Here is an 18715-nt window from a genome sequence, read left to right as displayed (position 1 = left end):
CTCTCCTGGTCCGCTCGTCTCACCCATCCCGCGCCTCCGTCCCGGACGACACGCCGGAGACGGCTCGCGACCGCGCCAGGCGCGCGATTCTCCGATAGACCCGTCGGGCCATGTCACGCGAGGCGCGCAGCGTCATCCCGGCGAGGCGACGCGGTGGTGCCCCCGGGGCCACGCTGATCCGTCGAGCACGGTGCAGGACGCGGTGCGCGTGCTGCACCAGCGACGACCCGTCCACCAGGACGGCCCGCGGCATACCCGTGAACGGGAGCCAGCGCAGGTCGTAGGCGTTGTCGCCCACCGGGACGTCGCCCGGGAATCCGTCCGGGGTCGCGACGAAGTTGTAGCTGTCCGCGAACGGCAGCAGCTCTCCGTCGCCGTACTCGTGCAGGAACTCGAAGTCGACGAGCACCAGACCGGCGTCCGGGTCCAGGAGGAAGTTGTGCGGGCGAGCGTCGACGAGGTCGTATCCGCGCTCGTGGACAGCGCGGAGCACGGCCACCATGCGTCGCAGGTGCCGGACCGGGACGAGCCGCCCGCTCTCGTCGAGCCCGGCGATCCGGTTCTCGTAGTACGGGCACGTGAACCACCCGTCCCCCGTGTCGAGCACCGGGGGCACCCCGGGAAGACCGACGAGCTGCTCCCGCATCGCCCGGATCTCGCGATCGAGGAACCTGCGCGCTCCCGGGTGGAAGGTCTTGCGCACGACCAGGCCGTCAGCGGCTCGCACCACCTCGACGCGCGAGCGCCTCCCGCGGCTCAGGACGCGGACGAGGTCGCCCGCGGGACGGTTCGCGGCACGGCGCGCGTCCACGAGACGCCGCAGCGCCTCCACCTGGTCCGGCACCGCATGCTCCACGTACTCCCACGACTCTTCCTCGTCGTCCGCGGAGTGGACCGGGTTGAAGCGCTCCTCCGACCCGACCCGCTGCTCCACGAGGCCCCGTAGCCGGTTCTTGGCCCAGTACGTCGCCTGGTTCGTCAGGTGCGGATACTGCGCGGCGATCCAGGGCTCGACCGGGTCCGGGGCGTAGTGCAGCGCGACCACGAGCAACGCAGGCCCGCCGCCGCTGCGCGGAAGGGGCCCGGAACCCCAGTTCCCGCCACGGATCGCTTGGGCGCACCGCTCGCGCGCCGCGTCGTCGAGGTCGTGGACCGCGAGCACCTCGAAGCCGAGCTGCTCGAGCACGCCCACGACGTCGTCGGTGGTGAGGTGGGCTGCCGTCCGCTCCCGGACGACGAAGGCCGTCATCTCCGGTGGCTCGGGCGCCGTGGCGGGACGGTCCGGGACGAGGCTCGACCGGAGCCAGCCGTTGGACTGCGCCATGCGCCGCCGTGCGTCGCGGGAGGGTGACCAGCCCGCGTCCCCGAGAAATCCGTCCAGGCCCTCGAGCGTGGCCGGCAGCTCGACGTCGAGCGTCTGGGCGAGCGTATCGAGGATGCGGCGATAGTCGTGCTCGGGGTCGGTGACCGGCCGCCCGAGCGAGCGGGACTCGATGCCCGACAGCTCTCCCTTGTGGTAGACCGCGTGGTAGGTGAGCGAGCGGAGGTGGTCGAGCGGGCCAGGAACACTCAGCCCGCTCCGGTGACGCACGGCGCCGTTCAGGATCGTGCGGGCGAGGTGCGGAGGGTAGTAGGCGGCACCGCGGAAGTCCGACGCGGGGAGCCCCGAGACGCTGTAGAGGTCGACCGGGATCGTGCCGGGCTCCTCCGCGAGCAAGGCACGGAATGCGGCGAGGTCCGCGTCGGAGACCAGGATGTCGAGGTCCTCGCCGGGGTCCAGATCTGGCAGGCCATCGAACCAGCGCAGCACGGCGTGCTGCAGGCCCGCCTGCTCGAGCCGCGCGGCCAGGCCTGCGACTCCCCAGACCGGGCTGAGATAGGTGCGCGTGGCGGGTGGAGTGCGGTGGCGCACTCCGAAGACCTCGAGCTCGGCGCCGCCGAGGGTCAGCCGGCCGCGAGGGTCGAGCTTGCGCGTCAGCCGGCCCCACGCGGCGGCACCCGCCCGCTCGAGCGTCGCCAGTGCGGACCGGTCCACCGCGACGAACGGGACGTGGGCAAGGAGCAGGGGCGACCAGAGCAGTCGGGCGTGGTGGCCCCGCAGGACCAGCAGGTCGGTCGAGCACCGGAGCGCGACGCCGGGGTCGGTCAGCTCCTGGAGACGAGGGTCGTCCTCCCGACGACTCGCGTCGCCGAGGGTGCGCGGGGCGACCAGCCCGAGGTAACGGTCCACTCCTCGGTCGGCCAGCTCGTGCATCGCAGCGGCGCTCGCCGGACCGACGTCCAGCACCCGCAGGGCGGGCGTCAGAACGTCGGAGGCATCCATAGGGGACAGCGTAGGGGGACGCCGCGGGTCACCGAACCCGTCGAGCGGGCGAAATTAGGCCGTCGCACGCTCACTCGACGAGTCGAGGTCCGAGGACCTCGACCGCCCGGACCAGCGGCTCGAGGGTCCAGGGCTTGTGCCGGCGTCGCGGCAGCGAGTACGAGGCGACGCGGTCCAGGAGGACGAGCGTGGCGGCATCGAGCGGTCCGAGCTCTCCCCGTACCTGGTGCGCCCGACGCGCCAGCGGTCCGGGGATCGCGTCGTCGGCAGCCCGGCCGAGCGCGTCGGCGAGCGAACAGCCCGTCCGTGCACGCTCGTGACAGATCGCGGCGTAGAGCGCGTCGAGCACCAGGGGGTTGCGTGGCTCGAACCGGTTCCAGTCGACGAGGACCGGAGGACGCCCGGCCGGGACGAGGACGTTCTCCGGGTGGAGGTCTCCGTGCGACGGACCGAGTGGCACCTGTCGGGACGACAGCGTGCGATCGGCCCACCGCCAGATCCCCTGCGCCTCGCACTCGGCGATGTCGCGCTGTCCCCGGGAGGAACGGAGCCGCGCCCACAGGACGCTGTCGCTGACCGGGCCGTGGTCGGTGTCGTCGAGGGCAGCCAGCACGTCGCCCACGACCCGGGTCGAGGTCGCGACGTCGACGGCTCGCGAGCGCACCACCGGGGTCCGGATCCCGACGACGTCTCCCGTCCCGACCATCTCCGCCTCCAGCACGTAGGGGCCGAGGCGCGTCGAGCGCGCCGCACGCATCCGCTGGTGCTCTGCCACGAGCGCCGTCCGCTGATCGGGGGAGAGCGCGATCTTGACGAACGACCGCGGCCCGGCCAGCCCGACGCGGGCGTCGCTCAGCGCCAGGGCTCGGGCGCCCTCGTCCGCCCAGGACGCAGCGCGCTGCGCGCCCGGACCGTGGTCCTCGCGCGCGAGGACCACGAACGCCCCGGGCGCGAGAAGACGGTGACCTCCCCCACGGGTCAGTGCGCGCGCCACGCCCCGCTTCCACCCGTGACGTTGTTCGTGCTCGAGGAGGTACCGGCGCGCCGCGCCGCCGGGAACCAGCACCCGCCACCCCGCCCGGTGCGGGAGCGCGACGTAGCGTTCCACGACCCGGAGGCCGCTGCGCCGCGCGAGACGCCGTACCGAGGCCTGTCGCTCGCGGCCGCGCGAGCTCCGGAGGACGGCGCGGACCACGCTCTCCTCGGCGCCGATGACGAGCCTCCCCGACGGCGACATCGCCCGGACCACCTCTGTCAGCACCCGCTCCGCCTCGTGCGGCGCGAGTCCGGCGGCGGCGAGCTCGCCCAGGTCGGCGAGGGCGACGTCGAACCCCGGCGAGGTCGCGGCGAGCGGGTCTCGCACGTCGATGTGGACGTCCACCCCTCCCGGCACCGCGTGCATGAGCCGTGCGAAGCGCAACCGGTCCAACGACCAGTCGGCGCGCACCACGTCCGCCCCCAGCGTGCCCAGCGCCGGACCGAGTGCCGCCCACCCGGTCCCGAGATCCAGGACCCGCGCTCCCGGACCGGTCGGCACGAGCGCTGCCACCGCGCCGGACGCCGGGTGCAGCAGCTCCTGGACGGTGTGCAGCGGCCAGGACCGCGGCCCCTGGAGCATTGCGGCGACGACGTCCTCGGCCGTCCGCGCCTCCCGCACGGTGGCGCGGACGTGACCGGGCACCGTGCGCCAGGGCTGGTCGTCGGTCGTGGCACGGACGATGCCCAGGTCGTCGGTCGGGCGGCGGTCGTTCACGGTGCGGTCCGCGCGTCCCGCGTCCAGGCCGGGCCGAGGTGTCGCGGGGAGGGTCCGGGACTCATGGCTCTCCCTGCCTCTCGGTCATGGCCGGTCCGTCGTCCGCCGCATCCTACCGACGACGTGCGCAGGCGAGGCCGTCGCCGCCGGTCTCCGGTGAGACTTCACCCGAGCGACGTCCTGGCCGCCGCGCACCACGCCACTCGAGGGCGACGAGCCACAGGGCGTGCGCCACGTAGCCCGGCCCGAGCCACACCAGGTACCGGGGTACGCCGACCGTCGCACGCCCCAGGGCGGCCAGAGGTCGGTGCGCCAGCACCGCGCCCTGGACGTCCGCAGGGAACGACCCGGCGTACCTCGACCGGGTCCGGCGGTACGGGGACCGGCGGTACGGGGACCGGCGGTGAGCAGTGCCGAGCGTCTCCACGTACGGCGCGACGAGGTCGACGCCGGCGCCGCGCAGCGGCACCAGCGAGTCCCACGCGCGGAGATTGACGTCCACGACGAGCGGTCCGTGGGGTCCCATCTGCAGGTCCAGGTTGACCAGACCGGTCCCCCCGAGCGCTCCTGTCGCGCACCGACCGACCTCGAGCACGCGCCGGTCCTGGTCGACGACGACCCGCGCGGCCGGTCCGTGCGTCCCGCGGACCGAGGCGCTGCGCGACGCGACGTCCGCGACGACCTCTCCGCCGACGTGCACCGCTCCGTACTGGTGCGTCGGCCCGGCCTCGTAACGTTCGAGGAACACGTCCGGCCCCCAGCGCCCGAGGGCCGCGCGCACCTCGTCCTCGTCTCGTGCGACGAGGACCCCGCTCCCGCCCGCACCGACACGTCTCTTCACGACGACCGGTAGCCCCGACACCGCGAGCGCCGCCCCGAGGTCGTCCGCCGGCCACGTGTCAGGGACGGGGACGCCGGCTGCGCGCAGCAGCGTCGACACGACCAGCTTGTCACGGTGAGCCAGCCGGTGGCTCAGGGTCGCCGCGAGCACGGGCGGGGTGCGGAGGTCGGCGACCAGGGGTGCGAGCAGAGCGACGTCGACCTCGCTGCACTGCAGGTCGGCGATGCGCGGGTCGAGGAACCCGGCGTCGAGGAAGTCGTGCAGGGTGATCGTCGCGTCGAACACCCATCGGGTCATGAGTCGCTCGTCGCGGCTCCGGACGTCTCCCACGCGCAGGGTGCGGACACCGTGCCGACGCAGTGCCGCGGACAGCTGGAGCATCGACTGCCAGGGCTGGTCCTGGAGGAAGACGACGGTCGGCCCTGCTCCCGGCCGGGGTACCCGGCTCATGGGACGTCCCGCCCGGAGGCACGCCGGACGACACGTCGCAACGACGGCGTCGCGAGCGCCCGCACCGACCGCGCGGGCAGCGGCGAGCGTCGTTCCAGCAGGGCTGCCTCGACCGGACGCTCGGCGTTGGCATAGCGGACCTTGTAGGGCTCCTGGCCGGGCCCCAGGTCCAGCACGGCAGATCCGGTCGCGTGCGCGTGCTCGAGCAGCAGGAGGAGGGTGAGGTGGCCGGGCGAGTACCGGGACTCGGCACTCCCCACGGCTCCGATCCACGCCGTCGTCGTCGTCCCCGCCGTGAGCGCGAGGTCCGCCGCGAGCGCGACCCCGTCGCGCTCCCAGGTGCACACAACCACGCGCCCGTCGATCGCGAGCCTGTCCGCGACGTCCGCGAGCATCGTCGCGGTCCGCGCACCGAAGCCGATCCCCCAGCCGCCTCGTGTCTCCTTGCGCTCGCCGTAGAGACGGCGCAGCTCGGGGATCCGCTCGCGGACGGCCGACGCCGAGGTCGACACGACCGGCCGGTAGCCCAGCTCCTCGAGCCGGCGCGCGTAACGGCGCGCCTGCTTCCCGCTGGTGCGGTGGCGCCGCTCGAGCCATGCCTCGTACCTGTCCTCGTCGAGGGCGAACTCCGGGGCGGCGGACGGGACGACCGACACGCGCGGGAACCAGGCCGGGGACCGGCGAGCGACGCGCGCGAGGAGCTCACCACCGTGCCCGGTGCACTCGAGCTCGACCGTGGAGGGGGTCGGTCGGAGGTCCGCGATCGCCCGTGCGAAGGCGTCCTCCGCCTCGTCGGCCCAGCGGGGATCCACGACGGGTTCGACACCGACGAGCACCTGGTGCCCGGCCATGCGGACGATCTCCGCGTCCCAGCGGTCGCGCTCGACGTAGAGGGGCAGGACCCCGACGACCGCGCCACCGCGCCGCACGACGACGACGCGGGCGCGCGCGTCGTCCCGCAGGACGTGCCGGTACCAGGCCAGCACGCACGCCGGGGCCGAGCGTGGTCTGCCCTGCTCGACGACCAAGCGGTCCCAGGCCGCGACCACGTCGGCGTCCGGGGCGGGCACCACGACGGTCGTGAGTGCGCCCTCGGAGTCGTCGACTCGATCTCGCGACTTCCCCCGGAGCGGGCCATAGCCACAATGTAGCGACGATGCACAGGTGCGACCGCCCGCACCCCCAAGTTCACCCGTGGCCGCGACCCAGCCTGACGAACGGTGCCGTGGGCGCGAACCGCACGGCCCACGCGGCCTCCCCGAACGCGGTGACGACATGCCGTTCCCTCAGCGCAGCCCGCGCCGCGCGCCCCGCGCTCCACCACGCGAACCGGTCGTTGGTCCGGAGCCGGTCGTCGTACGCCGCGACGAGGTCCCGACGCCCCGCCGCGAGCGCCTCCTCGCGGTGCCGGCGCAGGATCGCCCGGATGCTCGCCGCGAGGTCGCGGTGCGAGCGGGTGGTGTTGGACGCGTGGTAGCGGTAGTCCACGAGCACGTCGGCGACGAAACCGAACGGTCCGAGTGCCGCCGCGTGAAGCACGAGGTCGAGGTCCTCACCCTGTCGGTAGGCGGGGTCGAACCCGCCTACCGCGTCGAACGTCTCCCGCCGGATCACGAGGTTGGGCAGCATGACGCCCGGGCCGCGGATCACGGCACGCCGGTCGGTCGCCGGACGCTGGTCGGCCGGGACGAGCTCCACGCCGTCGGCGTCGATCGTCCGCATCGCGCAGTAGCTCAGGACGACGTCGGGCCGTGCGGTCATGGCCTCGACGTGCCGGCGGAGCCGGTCGGGGTGCCAGCGGTCGTCGTCGTCGAGGAACGCGACGAGGTCGCCGGTCGTCTCCTTCACCCCGGCGTTGCGTGCAGCGGAGACGCCCGACGGCGCTCGGCGCACCACGCGGGGCCTCGGCGCACCCTCCTCGACCCTGATCGCCTCGACGATCCCCCGCAGGGCGTCAGGCTCGGGCGAGCCGTCGTCCACCACGACGAGCTCGGCGGCAGCGTACGTCTGGGCGAGGACGGACTCGAGCGCCTCGGTCAGGAAGGCGCCGCCGCGGTTGGTCGCGACGACGACGCTCACGCGCGCCGCGGTACGGGCGCCGTCGGCCGGCCGCGCTCCGCTCACCTGTCTCCTCCTGCCGTCCGTGCCTCGTGCCGGTCTCGTACGTGTGCGTGGGGGCGCTCGCGTGCCCGCGCGGGGCGAGTCGTCGCCGGCCACCGGACCGGTGGGGTGAAATCGGCGGATTCCTGCGGGATCCGCCTCCCGCTGGGGGACAATCTCCCACATGAGGGTCCTCCGCGTCTCGCACAGCGCCGTGGTCGACGCCTGGCGCGAGCGCGAGCGGGAGCTGCGTGCGCGGGGCGTCGACGTGCGACTGTTGTCCGCTCGCGCGTGGGACGAGGGCGGCACGACCGTCGACCTCGCACCGCGACCTGGCGAACCGGTGAGCGGCGTGCGGACGCTCGGCTCGCACCCGGCTCTCTTCGTCTACGACCCGCGCGTGCTGTGGCGCGCGCTCGGCCAGGAGTGGGACGTGCTCGACGTGCACGAGGAGCCGTTCGCCCTCGCGACGGCCGAGATCCTGGCCCTGCGCCACCTGCGCGCGCTCGTCTCCCGACGCACCGCTCCCCCGTACGTCCTGTACTCGGCGCAGAACCTCGCCAAGCGCTACCCGTGGCCGTTCCGCTGGTTCGAGCACCGCGCTCTGCGGGGCGCGGCTGCCGTGTCGGTCTGCAACGACGAGGCCGGTCGGATCGTACGTGCCAAGGGAGCACGCGGGCGCGTCGAGACCGTCCCGCTCGGTGTGGACCCGGCGGTCTTCTCCCCCGCGACGCCCGTGCCCGACGTCGCGGGGGCCGGGCACGCGGCCGGGCGCCTCTGCGTCGGGTACGCCGGGCGGCTCGCGCACCACAAGGGCGTCGACCTGCTCCTGGATGCGGTCGGCGGTGACGACCGCCTCGACATCGTCCTCGCGGGTGACGGCCCTGACCGCGCCGCACTGGAGGTGGCCGCGCGACCGTTGGGCAGCAGGGTGCGGCTCGTCGGTCCGCTGGAGGGCGACGATCTCGTCGCGTTCTACCGCTCGCTCGACGTGCTCGCCGTGCCGTCGCGCGAGACGTCCGGGTGGGTCGAGCAGTTCGGCCGGGTCGCGGTCGAGGCGATGGCGTGCGGCGTCCCGGTCGTGGCGAGCCGGACGGGCGCGCTGCCCGACGTCGTCGGCGGTGCCGGACTGCTGGTGGCGCCCGAGGACCCCGGCGCGCTGCGCGACGCGCTCGTGCGGGTCCTCGACGAGGACGGCCTCGCCGAACGGTTGCGCACCGCCGGGGTCGAGCGCGCTGCGTCGTGCTCGTGGGCCGAGGTCGCACGCCGCTACGAGGAGCTCTACGAGACCGCGGCCGGCACGGGTGGCGCGACGACGGGGCCCGTCGCAGAGCCGGTCGCAGGAACCGCCGTGACGGCCGGCGACGCGGCGGTGGACGTGCCGCCCGAGGTCGTCGTCGTCGCGTACGGGTCGCCCGCCATGGTGCGCGACGCGCTCGCGCCGCTCGCCGGGAAGTTTCCGATCACGGTCGTCGACAACTCGTCGCTGCCCGAGATCCGGGAGATCACCGAGATCGCCGGCGGGCGCTACCTCGACCCGGGACGCAACGGCGGTTTCGCCGCGGGTGTGAACCATGCGCTCGCGCACCGCCAGGCGCCCGGCACCGACGTCCTGCTCCTCAATCCCGACGCCGTCGTCACGCCCGAGGACGTCGAGACCCTGCACCGCGCCCTGCACGGACGGCCGGGGCTGGCGAGCGTCGGTCCGGAGCAGTTCGACGACGAGGGCCACACGGCGCGCGTCGTGTGGCCGTTCCCGTCCCCGGTGGCGACGTGGATCGAGGCCGTGGGGCTCGCGCGGCTGCGTCGCACGCCCGCGGACCGGTCGTTCGTCATCGGATCCGTGCTCCTGCTGAGCGCCGCCGCGATCGACGACGTCGGCTGCTTCGACGAGCGTTTCTTCCTCTACGCGGAGGAGACGGACTGGTCGTACCGCGCCGTGCGTGCCGGCTGGCGTCACGCCGTCGTGCCCGACGCGCGTGCGCTGCACCTCGGCGGCGCGACGAGCACCGACCCGGCCCGCCGCGAGACGCACTTCCACGCGTCCCAGGAGCGGTACCTGCGCAAGCACCACGGTCGCGTCGGTTGGGCGGTCGCCCGCGTCGGCGCCGTGCTCGGTGCCGCAGCCCGGACCGTCGCCCTCCGCGGCGAGGGCCGCGAGAGCGCACGGCGTCGGCTCCGCCTCTACGTCACGGGACCGGTCCGCGCGGAGTCCGCGCTGTGACCCCTCCCTCCGTGGGGCTCTCCCGTCGCCGCCCGGTCCTCTACCACGTCCCGCGGGTACGCGGTGCCGTGGCAGAACGGACGCGGACCGTGGCCGGATGGACCGCGGGGGGCGCGGTCGTCGTCGCGCTCCTCGGCGTCCTGGGCTTCGTCGTGCCGGAGCTCCAGATGGCCGCTCTGGCGGGCGCGCTGCTCGTGCTCGTGGTGGGGCTCACCGCGTACGAGCCCGTGGCTCTCCCGATCCTCGCGATGCCGGCGCTCGTGATCGTCCAGCGCGTCGGCGGGGGCGGGGTCGACCTCTCGCTCAGCGACTTCGCGCTGTTCGGGGCGTTCTGGTTCGCGCTCTTCTTCTCGCCCCGGCCCTTCTCGCGGCCCATGCGGGCGATGCTCTGGCTGTCGTTCGTCTACCAGGTGGCGACCCTCTTCACGGTGCTCGTCAACCCGTTCAGCGCGAACGTCGTCGAGTGGTTCCACGCCTGGCTGTCGGTCGCGGGCGCGCTCGTCGTCGGCTGGGCGGTCGGCCGCTCGGGCCGCGCCCGGCTCGGCCTGACCCTCTTCCTGCTGCCCTGCCTCGCGATCGCGGCGCAGACCTGCCTCGTCGCGCTCCAGCAGCTCGCGGCGGGCAACACGGGTCCGGTGTACATCGACGCGCCGCTCTCGATGCACAAGAACTTCATCGGGTGCGTGCTCGCGTTCGCCGCCCTCACCGCCTACGCGCGCCCGTGGTGGGTGGGCTGGCCCCGCTGGTTCTCGCTCGGGGCGTTCTGGCTCTGCTCGCTCGGCGTGCTCGCCGCGCAGGCGCGCCAGGCCCTCATCGGTCTCGCGATCGGCATCATGCTCATCACGCTGCGCGGCGACCCCGACCGCAAGCGCTCGAAGCTCATCCTGCTCGCCGCGATCCCGGCGATCTACTTCGTCGTGCTCGCGGTGCAGGAACAGCTCGAGTCGGGGAACGAGTTCAACTCCGCGAACCAGCGGCTCACCTGGTACGCCGACTCGATCGACGTGTGGCAGCGCAGCCCGTGGGTCGGGATGGGGCTGCGGTGGTGGACCGCGGGCGTCACGGAGTTCGTGTTCCAGCCGCCCAACGTCGAGCTCGAAGTCCTGTCGTCCGCCGGGATCGTGGGGCTGGTCGGCTTCCTCGCGCTGTTCCTCGGCGGGATGGTCGTGCTGTGGCGCATCAACCCGCGCTTCGGGACGCTCGCGTTCTCGATGCTCATGATGCGCTTCGTCCAGGGCCAGTTCGACCTCTTCTGGGTGTCCGTCCAGGTGACGGTCCCCTTCGTCATCGTGGGCGTGTGCCTGGGCGCCGAGTCCTACGCCGAGTCGCGGCAGCACGCCCGCGACGCGACCGGTCGAGAGCTCCCTCTCGACGAGCTGCGATCCGTACGGGAGATGGCCGAACGATGACCGACCTGCGGATCCTGCAGATCGCCCCCGAGATCGCCCCGGGCAGCGGCGTGGGCGGCGTCGCGCACCACCTGGAGGCGGCGTTCGAGCGCGCCGGGGTCGCGACCGGACGCTTCACGCTCGCCGACGCGCGGGGCGCGTGGCTCCCCGAGCCGGGGCCGGGCGTCCGGGGCCGGCTCGTGCTCCTCGCCCGGGTCGTGTGGTTCTCCACCGTGGGCACGGCCCTCGCGCGGCGCCGGGTCGCCCGCGAGCGCCGCGCGGGCCGGGGAACCGGGGACGCGGTGGTCTCGATCTGCCACAACGACGTCCTCGCCGGCGACGTGTACGTCAACCACGGCATCCTCCGGGTCGCCATGCGGGCCCGCGGGGGGTACGCGTGGCGCATGGCCCGCAACCCGCTGCACCTCTTCACGGCGGCGCGCGACGCGCTCCGGTACCGCGGCCGCGCCCACCGCGTCGTCGTCAACCTCACGCGGTCCGAGCGGGACGCGCTGCGCAGCACGTACCCGCGGCTGCGCGCGCGCGCCGTGGTGATCGGCAACGGCGTGGACGTCGCACGCTTCGCGCCGCCCTCGCCCGCCGAGCGCGCCGCGGCGCGGGCCGCGGCGGGCGTGCCCGAGGGCGCCGTCCACGTGGTGTTCGTCGGGCACGAGTTCGACCGCAAGGGCCTCGACCTCGTGCTCGCCGCGGCCGCGGACCTGCCCGACGTCCACGTGAGCGTCGTGGGCGGGACGCCCGACATGCTCGCGGACGTCCGGGCCCGGGTCGCCCGCCTCGGGACGACCGACCGCGTGCACCTCGCGGGCCGCGTGCCGGACCCGCGGCCCTGGCTCCACGCGGCCGACGCGCTCGCCCTGCCGAGCGCCTACGAGGCGAACGCGCTCGTCGTGCTCGAGGCGCTCGCGTGCGGGGTCCCGGTCGTCGCCACCCCCGTGGGCTACGCACCCGACGTGGTCGAGGACGGGGTCACCGGCTGGCTGGTGGACCGGACGGTCGAGGGGGTCCGCGGCGGTCTCGCGGCCGTCGTGGCCCTGGACGACGACGCGCGCCGCAAGATCTCCGCACGGGCGCGCGCCACCGCCGAGCGGCACGACTGGGACGCCGTCGCACGTCGCTATCTCGAGCTCGCGGCGGCGCTCGCCGCCGCACGATCGGAGCACCGCCCGTGAGGATCCTCCACGCCGTCCGGTCCGACGGCTTCGCCGGCGTCGAGCGGCACGTGGCACGGCTCGCGCGCGCGCAGTCGGCGGCGGGCCACGACGTCGCCGTGGTCGGCGGCGCGCCCGACGGCATGCGCGCGACGGTGGACGACCCCACGGTGCCCCTCCTCCCCGCGGCCTCGACCGGCGACGTCGTGCGTGCGCTGCGGGCGCACGGCGCTGCCGCCGACGTCGTCCACGTGCACATGACGGCGGCCGAGGTCGCCGCCGCCGTCGCGGCCCGCACGACGCGCGGGTTCCCTCCCGTGGTCTCGACGCGCCACTTCGCCCGGCGGCGCGGCACCGGGGCCCGGGGGCGGCTCGTCGCGGTCGTCGCCGCGTCGCCGGTCCGGGCGCAGATCGCCATCAGCCGGTACGTCGCGGACCACGTCGAGGGCGACAGCGTCGTGGTGCACCCCGGCGTGGCGGACCGTCCGGACGGTCGAGCCGCCGCCGCGCGCGACGACGTCGTGCTGGTCGTCCAGCGGCTCGAGGCCGAGAAGCGCACCGACCTCGCGCTCGAGGCGTTCGCGGCGTCGGGGCTCGCGGACCGCGGCTGGCGCCTCGAGGTCGCGGGCGACGGCGCGCAGCGGACGGCGCTCGAGGGCCTCTCCCGGTCGCTCGGCATCGCGGACGCCGCGTCGTTCCTCGGGGCGCGCGACGACGTCGACGCCCTCCTGGGCCGCGCGGGCCTGCTCGTCGCGCCGTGCCCCGTGGAGGGGCTGGGGCTGAGCGTCCTCGAGGCGATGGCGAGCGGCCTGCCCGTCATCGCCTCCGCGGCGGGCGGGCACCGCGAGACGCTCGACGGGATCGACCCGCTCACCCTCTACCCGGCGCTCGACCCGGGCGCCGCCGGCCGGGCCCTGGCCGCCCTCGCGGCCGACCCCGCGCGCCGCGACGCCTGCGCCGCGGCCGGTCGCGCCGTCCAGCGCGAGCGCTTCACGCCGGCGGCCCAGGTCGCCGGGACGGACGCCGTCTACCGCGCGGTGCTCGCGTGACGGCCGCCGCGGGCGGTGCGGGCGCGGGCGACGTCGTCGTCCTGTCGCTCGAACGCTGGGACGACGTGTGGCGCCGCAACCAGTACCTCGTCGCGGAGCTGTGCCGCACCGACCCGACGGCCCGGGTGCTGTTCGTCGAGCCGGCGTCCGACCCGCTGCACCGGCTCAGTCGGCGCGGCGTCCCGCGCCCCGGCCGCGGTCTGCGCGCCGCGCCCGCCGTGGACGGGATCGCCCCCGGCCGCGTGCTCCTCCACGAGCCGACCAAGTGGCTCCCCCGCAAGGTCGACCCGCGCGTGGACGTCCGGCTCGCGCGGTCGGTCGAGCGTGCCGTGGCCCGCGCCGGCCTGCGCCGCCCGGTGCTGTGGGTCAACGACCCGTCCGGCGCCGCCGTCGTGCGGCGCACGGGCTGGCCCGCGCTCTACGACGTCACCGACGACTGGCTGGCCGCCGACCGCTCCCCCGCCGAGCACGCGCGCCTCGTCGAGGACGAGGCGACGCTGCTGGACCGGTGCGCCGAGGTCACGGTGTGCTCCACCGGGCTGGTCGCCCGCAAGGGAGCGGCCCGCGACGTGACGCTCCTGACGAACGGGGTCGACCTCGACCGCTACCGCCGCGCGTTCGCCCGCCCGGCCGACCTCCCGGCGGGCCGGGTCGCGCTCTACGTCGGGACCGTGCACCCCGACCGGTTCGACGTGCCGCTCCTGCTCGCCACCGCCCGCGCGCTCGACGGGCACGCCCGGGTGGTGCTCGTCGGGCCGGTGGTGGACCTGTCCGCCGCCGAGCACGCGGACCTCGCGCGCGCCGGGGTCGTGCTCCTCGGGCCGCGTCCCTGGACCACGGTGCCGGCCTACCTGCGCCACGCCGACGTCCTGCTCGTCCCGCACGTCGTCGACGCGTTCACCGACAGCCTGGACCCCATCAAGCTCTACGAGTACCGGGCCGTGGAGCGGCCCGTCGTGTCGACGCCGGTGGCGGGGTTCCGGGACGAGCCAGGAGCACGTGTCGCCGTCGGCGACGACTTCCCCGCGGCGGTGCTGGCCGCGCTCGTCGGCGCGACGCCCCCGCGGACCGGCGAGCTCTCCGGCGACCCGCCCGACGTCCCGACCTGGCGCGGTCAGGCCGCGCTCATGCGCGCCGCCCTCGTCCGGGCGCGGACGTCCAGACGTCCGTGAGCACGCGCGCCGTGCGCTCCACGGGGAACCTGCGCAGTGCCGACGCGCGCGCCCGGAGCGCGCGCTCGCGGGCCGCGGCGGGGTCGTGCAGCACGTCGAGCACCGCGGCGGCGAGCGCGTCAACGTCGCCGGGCGGCACGAGGAGGCCGAGCGCCCCCGGCCCCGTCTCGGGGTCGTCGAGGATCTCCTCGACGCCGCCCGCCCGCGTCGCGACGACGGGGACGCCGCGCACCATCGCCTCGACGACGACCTGCCCGAACGGCTCCGGCACCGGCGACGCGTGCACGCACACCGCCGCCCGGTCGAGCTCCGCGCGGGGGTCGGGCACGAACCCGACGAGGTCGACGTGGTCGTCGAGCCCGAGCCGGGTCACCTCGGCCCGGACCTGCGCCGCGTAGTCCTCGGCCCCGAACGCGGGCTCCCCGACGACCCGCAGCCGCGCCGCCGGCACGGCGTCCACGACCGTGCGCAGCGCGCGCACCATCTCGAGCTGGCCCTTGGTCGGGCTGAGCCGGCCGACCATGTCCACCACGGGCTCCGGCACCTCGGCGCGGGCCGCGAGCGCGCCCTCGGCGCCCGCCACCTGCTCCGGGGCGAACCCCGGGTACGCGACCGCCGTCGTGACGGGGAGCGTGGCCGCCGTCGCGCGGGAGTTCGCGACCACGGCCGCCGGGACCCGGCGCGCCAGGGCCCGCACGACCCGGACGAGCGGCCCGGGCAGGTAGTCGGGGGCGATACGGTCGTGGACGTGCCACACGAGCGGCCGGCGCGCGAGCGCCGCCGGCACGATCCCCAGGAGGTCTGCCTTGAGCGACGTCGTGTGCACGACGTCGGGCCGCAGCGCCCGCACGCGCCGCGCGAGCCGCCAGAGGAAGGGGACCGTGCGCAGGGCGCCCCCGAGCGCCGCGACGGACAGCCGCCCCGCACGCTCGCGGTCGGCGGTCGCCACGGACGGCGCGAGCGGCACGACGTCGACCCGCACGCCGAGCTCCTCGAGGCGCGCGCGCAGGGGACCGTCGGCGAAGAGCAGCGCCCGGACGTCGACCTCGGGCCCGAGCGCCGCGCAGGTGCGCACGAGCGCGAGCTCGGCGCCGCCGAGCTCCGCGGTGTGGTCGAGGACGAGGACCCGGAGCGGCGGACCGCCCGGGGAGGTCACCACCGGAAGGGACGCTTGCGCTCGTCCGGTGCGGTCTCGTCGCCGGACTCGTCCGGGGTCGCCGGCTCGACCTTGCTCCACGCCGGGGCGAGCACGGCGTGCCGCTTGCCCGGACCCCGCGCAGCGGTGGGCGCCGCCGCACCGTCGGCCGCCGGCGCGCCGCGGGCGGGCACTGTGGGTGGCGTGGGGCGCCCCACCGCGTCGTCGACCGCGACCGCCGCCGCGGCGACCGAGGCACGTCGCGTTCCGACGGAGCGCCCGGAGTCGTCCGCGACGGGCTCGCCATCCGGCCGACCGGAGCCCGCCTGCCCGGACGGCTCTGCGGGGGCGTCTGACCGCCCGGTCGCGGGCCGCTCTGTCGCGGCGGGAACGACGGAGGGCGCCGGTGCCTGGGCGCCACCCTGCCTGGTCTCCTGCTCCGTGTCGTCGCCGTACGTGGACGCGTAGAGCATCCGCCGGTCGCCCGTGACCCCGGTCAGCGCGATGCCGAGCAGCGGGACGTTGCTGACGCGCAGCCGCTCCGTCGCCTCGGCGAGCACAGCGCGGTCAGTGCGCCCGGCCGACGCGATGAGCACGACGCCGTTCGCGTAGCCACCGAGGATCGTCGCGTCGGCCGCCGCCAGGACGGGGGGCGCGTCGACCACGACCACCTCCGCGTGGTCGCGCAGGCTCCGGACGAGACCCCGCGCGCGCTCCGTCGCGAGGAAGTCCGCCGGGTCCATCTCCTCCTCGGGCACCGGCATGACCCGGAGGTTCGGCACCGCGGTCGGGCGCAGCTCCTGGTCCTGCCCGTCCCAGTCGTCGGGAGCCGGGAGCATGCGGTCGAGCTGCGGGCGCCGCAGGTCGCCGGACAGCGCCACCGTGCGTCGGCCGCTCAGCGCGAACGATGCCGCGAGGTTGGCCGTGATGAACGAGCGGGGCGCCGACGGGTCGGCCGCCGTGACGACGACGACCGCGTGCTTCATGCCTGCGGTGGACACCTGCACGGCGGTGCGCAGCTCGCGGATCGACTCGGTGAAGGGCGTCGCGACCTTGCTCGCGACGGGAAGCGCGTGCGTGTGCACGAACTCCTTCTCCGCGGGCCGCGTGCCGTAGAGCTCGGCAAGCACCGGCGTCTCGGTGAGCCGTGTCGACTCCGCCGCCGTGCGCACGCGGACGTCGAGGCCACGCCGAGCGAACGCCAGGCCGATCCCTGCGACCAGGCCAACGAGCGCGGCGAGCGCGAGCACCGTCGCACGGGAGAGCCCGAGCGGCTCGGCGCCGGTCGCTGGTGCGACGACCTCTCCCGGCACCGTGATGCCCCGCAGCGAGTTGATCTGCACCGTGAGCGCGGAGTAGTCGTCGACGATGATGTCCTGCTCGGCCGAGGCCAGCGGATCGCCGGTGTCGGCCTGCAGGCGCGTACGGACACCGACCAGCTGCTCGGCGAGCGCCTGACGGCGGGCCTCGATCTCCTCGACCTGAGCCGACTGCAGCACGACGAGCTGTTCGGCGTAGGCATCGGCGAAGGCGTTCGCCACGTCGACGGACCACGCCTCGTCCGGGGTCGTGGCGTCGATGCTGACCGTGCTGCTCTCACCGTCCACGTGGGCGGAGACCAGGTCCGCGAGCTCGTCCGCCGACCCGGGTGCGCCGAGCGCCGTCGCGGCCGCCTCCGCTACCTCGGGCGCGGTGACGTCGTCGGCGTCGGTCGCCACCGTCACCTCGACGAGCGACTCCCCGCCCTGCGCGCTCTGCACGCCGTAGAGCTGGACCGTCGCGGTCGCGCGGTACATCGTCTCCTGACGGTCGAGGTAGAACAGCGCTCCGGCCACGACGACGAGGACCGCCGCGAGGACGTAGTACTTGCCCGCCCAGACGGTACGGACGAACTCCCTGATGGTCATCCCTGCGATCTCCCCCCACCGGGTCGGCCCGCGCCGACGGTGTGGTCCTGCTGCTGGGCCACGACGCTCCGCAACCGCGCGACGAACCGCTCACGGCCGAACGTCGCGACGTGCGCCATGACTGCGTCATCATCCCACGTGCGCCCCGTCGCCACCTCGACGGCCTCGGCCACGAGGTCGGGCCGCGGCGCGTCGAAGAACACGCCGTTGACGCCGTCCACGACGGTGTCGAGGTAGCCGCCGTCACGCAGCACGACGCTCGGCCGGCCGAACGCCCCGGCCTCCAGCGGCGAGAGCCCGTAGTCCTCGTACGACGCCGCGACGAGCGCCGACGCGTTCCGGTAGACCCAGCGCAGCGTCGCGTCGTCGACGCGGCCGAGCAGGTGCACCCGGCCGCCCCCGCGTGCCGCCTGCGCCTCCAGGCGCGCGCGGTCGGGACCGTCCCCGACGACGACGAGCGTACGGCCCGTCGCGAGCGCCGCCTCGACGACGACGTCGACGTTCTTGTACGGCAGCAGGCGCGCCACGCACAGGAGGAAGCCGGGCTCCACGCCCGGCAGGGCGCGCTCCTCCCCGTCGGGGAGCATCGCGGGCGGCGGTGCGAGCACCTCCGCCTCGATCCCGTAGGCGTCGCGGATCGCGCGCTGCGTCACGGTCGAGTTGGCGAGGTAGACGTCCGCACGCCGCGCGGCGGCGCCGTCCCACCGGCGCAGCCCCGGGGAGAGGAGGCCGAGCGCGGTGGCTGCGGCACGGCGTCGGGCACGGTGCGCGGCGGAGCCCTCGGACGGCCCGAGGTACCGGTCGCGCTGGTACAGCCACCGCGCCGGGGCGTGGCAGTAGACGACCGTGCGCCGCGCCCCGCGGTAGCCGTGCGCCCACCCGGTGGACGACGCGAGCAGGACGTCGGCCTCGACGCGCTGACGGTCGACGGCGGGCGCGAGGAACGGGAGCGCGACCCGGTGGTTCCGGCGCAGCAGCGCGGCCCGGTCGAGCGCGGACGTGCGCAGGTCGAGCGAGCCGAACTCGGGGAACGTGCCGACCGGGTCGTACAGCGTCGTGTACATGGGCGAGCCGGGGAACGCGCCCGCGAGCAGCAGCGCGACCCGCTCCGCGCCGCCACGCTGGGTCGCGTAGTCGTGCGCGAGCGCGACACCGTGGGTCATCGGTCCTCCCTCGCGAACGCAGGCAACCAGCCTAGGTCGGA

General features: G+C 75.3%; 13 protein-coding genes. 5 read left to right on the top strand and 8 right to left on the bottom strand.

Annotated features, from left to right (window positions below; translation table 11 throughout):
* Positions 1–19: 19 nt before the first annotated feature.
* From ACFC2L_RS15295 to ACFC2L_RS15275, 5 genes are all read right to left on the bottom strand, one after another.
* Entirely contained in the window at positions 20–2323 is a 2304-nt protein-coding gene (locus tag ACFC2L_RS15295) for a hypothetical protein (protein WP_375825134.1), read from the bottom strand.
* A 70-nt stretch (positions 2324–2393) separates the two neighbouring features.
* Complete coding sequence (locus ACFC2L_RS15290) at positions 2394–4076, bottom strand: hypothetical protein (RefSeq protein WP_375825133.1); 1683 nt, start codon at positions 4074–4076, stop codon at positions 2394–2396.
* Positions 4077–4188: 112 nt separating this feature from the next.
* The gene (locus ACFC2L_RS15285; RefSeq protein ID WP_375825132.1) at positions 4189–5367 is read right to left on the bottom strand and encodes a RimK family alpha-L-glutamate ligase; all 1179 of its coding nucleotides are present in this window, start codon (positions 5365–5367) and stop codon (positions 4189–4191) included.
* The gene (locus tag ACFC2L_RS15280; RefSeq protein ID WP_375825131.1) at positions 5364–6437 is read right to left on the bottom strand and encodes a GNAT family N-acetyltransferase; all 1074 of its coding nucleotides are present in this window, start codon (positions 6435–6437) and stop codon (positions 5364–5366) included. Before ACFC2L_RS15280 ends, ACFC2L_RS15285 begins: the two co-directional genes overlap by 4 nt.
* Positions 6438–6555: 118 nt before the next feature.
* Positions 6556–7491: a glycosyltransferase family 2 protein gene (locus ACFC2L_RS15275; protein ID WP_375825130.1), complete on the bottom strand. Its 936-nt coding sequence runs from the start codon at positions 7489–7491 to the stop codon at positions 6556–6558.
* A gap of 160 nt (positions 7492–7651) precedes the next feature.
* Between ACFC2L_RS15275 and ACFC2L_RS15270 the strand changes: the two genes are divergently transcribed.
* The 5 genes from ACFC2L_RS15270 (at position 7652) to ACFC2L_RS15250 (ending at position 14469) form a co-directional block, all read left to right on the top strand.
* The gene (locus ACFC2L_RS15270) at positions 7652–9691 is read left to right on the top strand and encodes a glycosyltransferase (RefSeq protein ID WP_375825129.1); all 2040 of its coding nucleotides are present in this window, start codon (positions 7652–7654) and stop codon (positions 9689–9691) included.
* Between the two features lie 89 nt (positions 9692–9780).
* Positions 9781–11100: an O-antigen ligase family protein gene (locus tag ACFC2L_RS15265; protein WP_375825128.1), complete on the top strand. Its 1320-nt coding sequence runs from the start codon at positions 9781–9783 to the stop codon at positions 11098–11100.
* Positions 11097–12269 (top strand): glycosyltransferase family 4 protein, encoded by a 1173-nt coding sequence (locus ACFC2L_RS15260; protein WP_375825127.1) that lies wholly within the window; start codon positions 11097–11099, stop codon positions 12267–12269. The genes ACFC2L_RS15265 and ACFC2L_RS15260 overlap by 4 nt, the downstream gene beginning before the upstream one ends.
* Positions 12266–13297 (top strand): glycosyltransferase family 4 protein, encoded by a 1032-nt coding sequence (locus ACFC2L_RS15255; RefSeq protein WP_375825126.1) that lies wholly within the window; start codon positions 12266–12268, stop codon positions 13295–13297. Before ACFC2L_RS15260 ends, ACFC2L_RS15255 begins: the two co-directional genes overlap by 4 nt.
* Positions 13294–14469: a glycosyltransferase gene (locus ACFC2L_RS15250; RefSeq protein WP_375825125.1), complete on the top strand. Its 1176-nt coding sequence runs from the start codon at positions 13294–13296 to the stop codon at positions 14467–14469. The genes ACFC2L_RS15255 and ACFC2L_RS15250 overlap by 4 nt, the downstream gene beginning before the upstream one ends.
* Here the strand turns inward: ACFC2L_RS15250 and ACFC2L_RS15245 are convergent.
* Genes ACFC2L_RS15245 through ACFC2L_RS15235 form a run of 3 tightly spaced genes read right to left on the bottom strand, consistent with a single transcriptional unit; the run spans position 14423 to position 18674 of the window.
* Positions 14423–15625 (bottom strand): glycosyltransferase, encoded by a 1203-nt coding sequence (locus tag ACFC2L_RS15245; protein WP_375825124.1) that lies wholly within the window; start codon positions 15623–15625, stop codon positions 14423–14425. The genes ACFC2L_RS15250 and ACFC2L_RS15245 overlap by 47 nt on opposite strands.
* A complete protein-coding gene (locus tag ACFC2L_RS15240) occupies positions 15622–17511 on the bottom strand; it encodes a hypothetical protein (protein WP_375825123.1) in 1890 nt (629 codons plus the stop codon). The genes ACFC2L_RS15245 and ACFC2L_RS15240 overlap by 4 nt, the downstream gene beginning before the upstream one ends.
* The gene (locus ACFC2L_RS15235; protein ID WP_375825122.1) at positions 17508–18674 is read right to left on the bottom strand and encodes a glycosyltransferase; all 1167 of its coding nucleotides are present in this window, start codon (positions 18672–18674) and stop codon (positions 17508–17510) included. The genes ACFC2L_RS15240 and ACFC2L_RS15235 overlap by 4 nt, the downstream gene beginning before the upstream one ends.
* Positions 18675–18715 lie beyond the last annotated feature (41 nt).

Origin of the sequence: Cellulosimicrobium sp. NPDC055967, from assembly GCF_042269845.1 — a bacterium.
Classification (GTDB): domain Bacteria; phylum Actinomycetota; class Actinomycetes; order Actinomycetales; family Cellulomonadaceae; genus Cellulosimicrobium.
The sequence above is the reverse complement of the archived record's forward strand: the minus strand, read 5'-3'. Positions and strand labels throughout refer to the sequence as shown.

Bases quoted from the DNA above. Each gene is read 5' to 3' on its own strand.
- ACFC2L_RS15260 (WP_375825127.1), top strand. From the start codon at position 11,097: ATGACCGACCTGCGGATCCTGCAGATCGCCCCCGAGATCGCCCCGGGC.
- ACFC2L_RS15295 (WP_375825134.1), bottom strand. From the start codon at position 2,323: ATGGATGCCTCCGACGTTCTGACGCCCGCCCTGCGGGTGCTGGACGTC.
- ACFC2L_RS15235 (WP_375825122.1), bottom strand. From the start codon at position 18,674: ATGACCCACGGTGTCGCGCTCGCGCACGACTACGCGACCCAGCGTGGC.
- ACFC2L_RS15240 (WP_375825123.1), bottom strand. From the start codon at position 17,511: ATGACCATCAGGGAGTTCGTCCGTACCGTCTGGGCGGGCAAGTACTAC.
- ACFC2L_RS15270 (WP_375825129.1), top strand. From the start codon at position 7,652: ATGAGGGTCCTCCGCGTCTCGCACAGCGCCGTGGTCGACGCCTGGCGC.
- ACFC2L_RS15285 (WP_375825132.1), bottom strand. From the start codon at position 5,367: ATGAGCCGGGTACCCCGGCCGGGAGCAGGGCCGACCGTCGTCTTCCTC.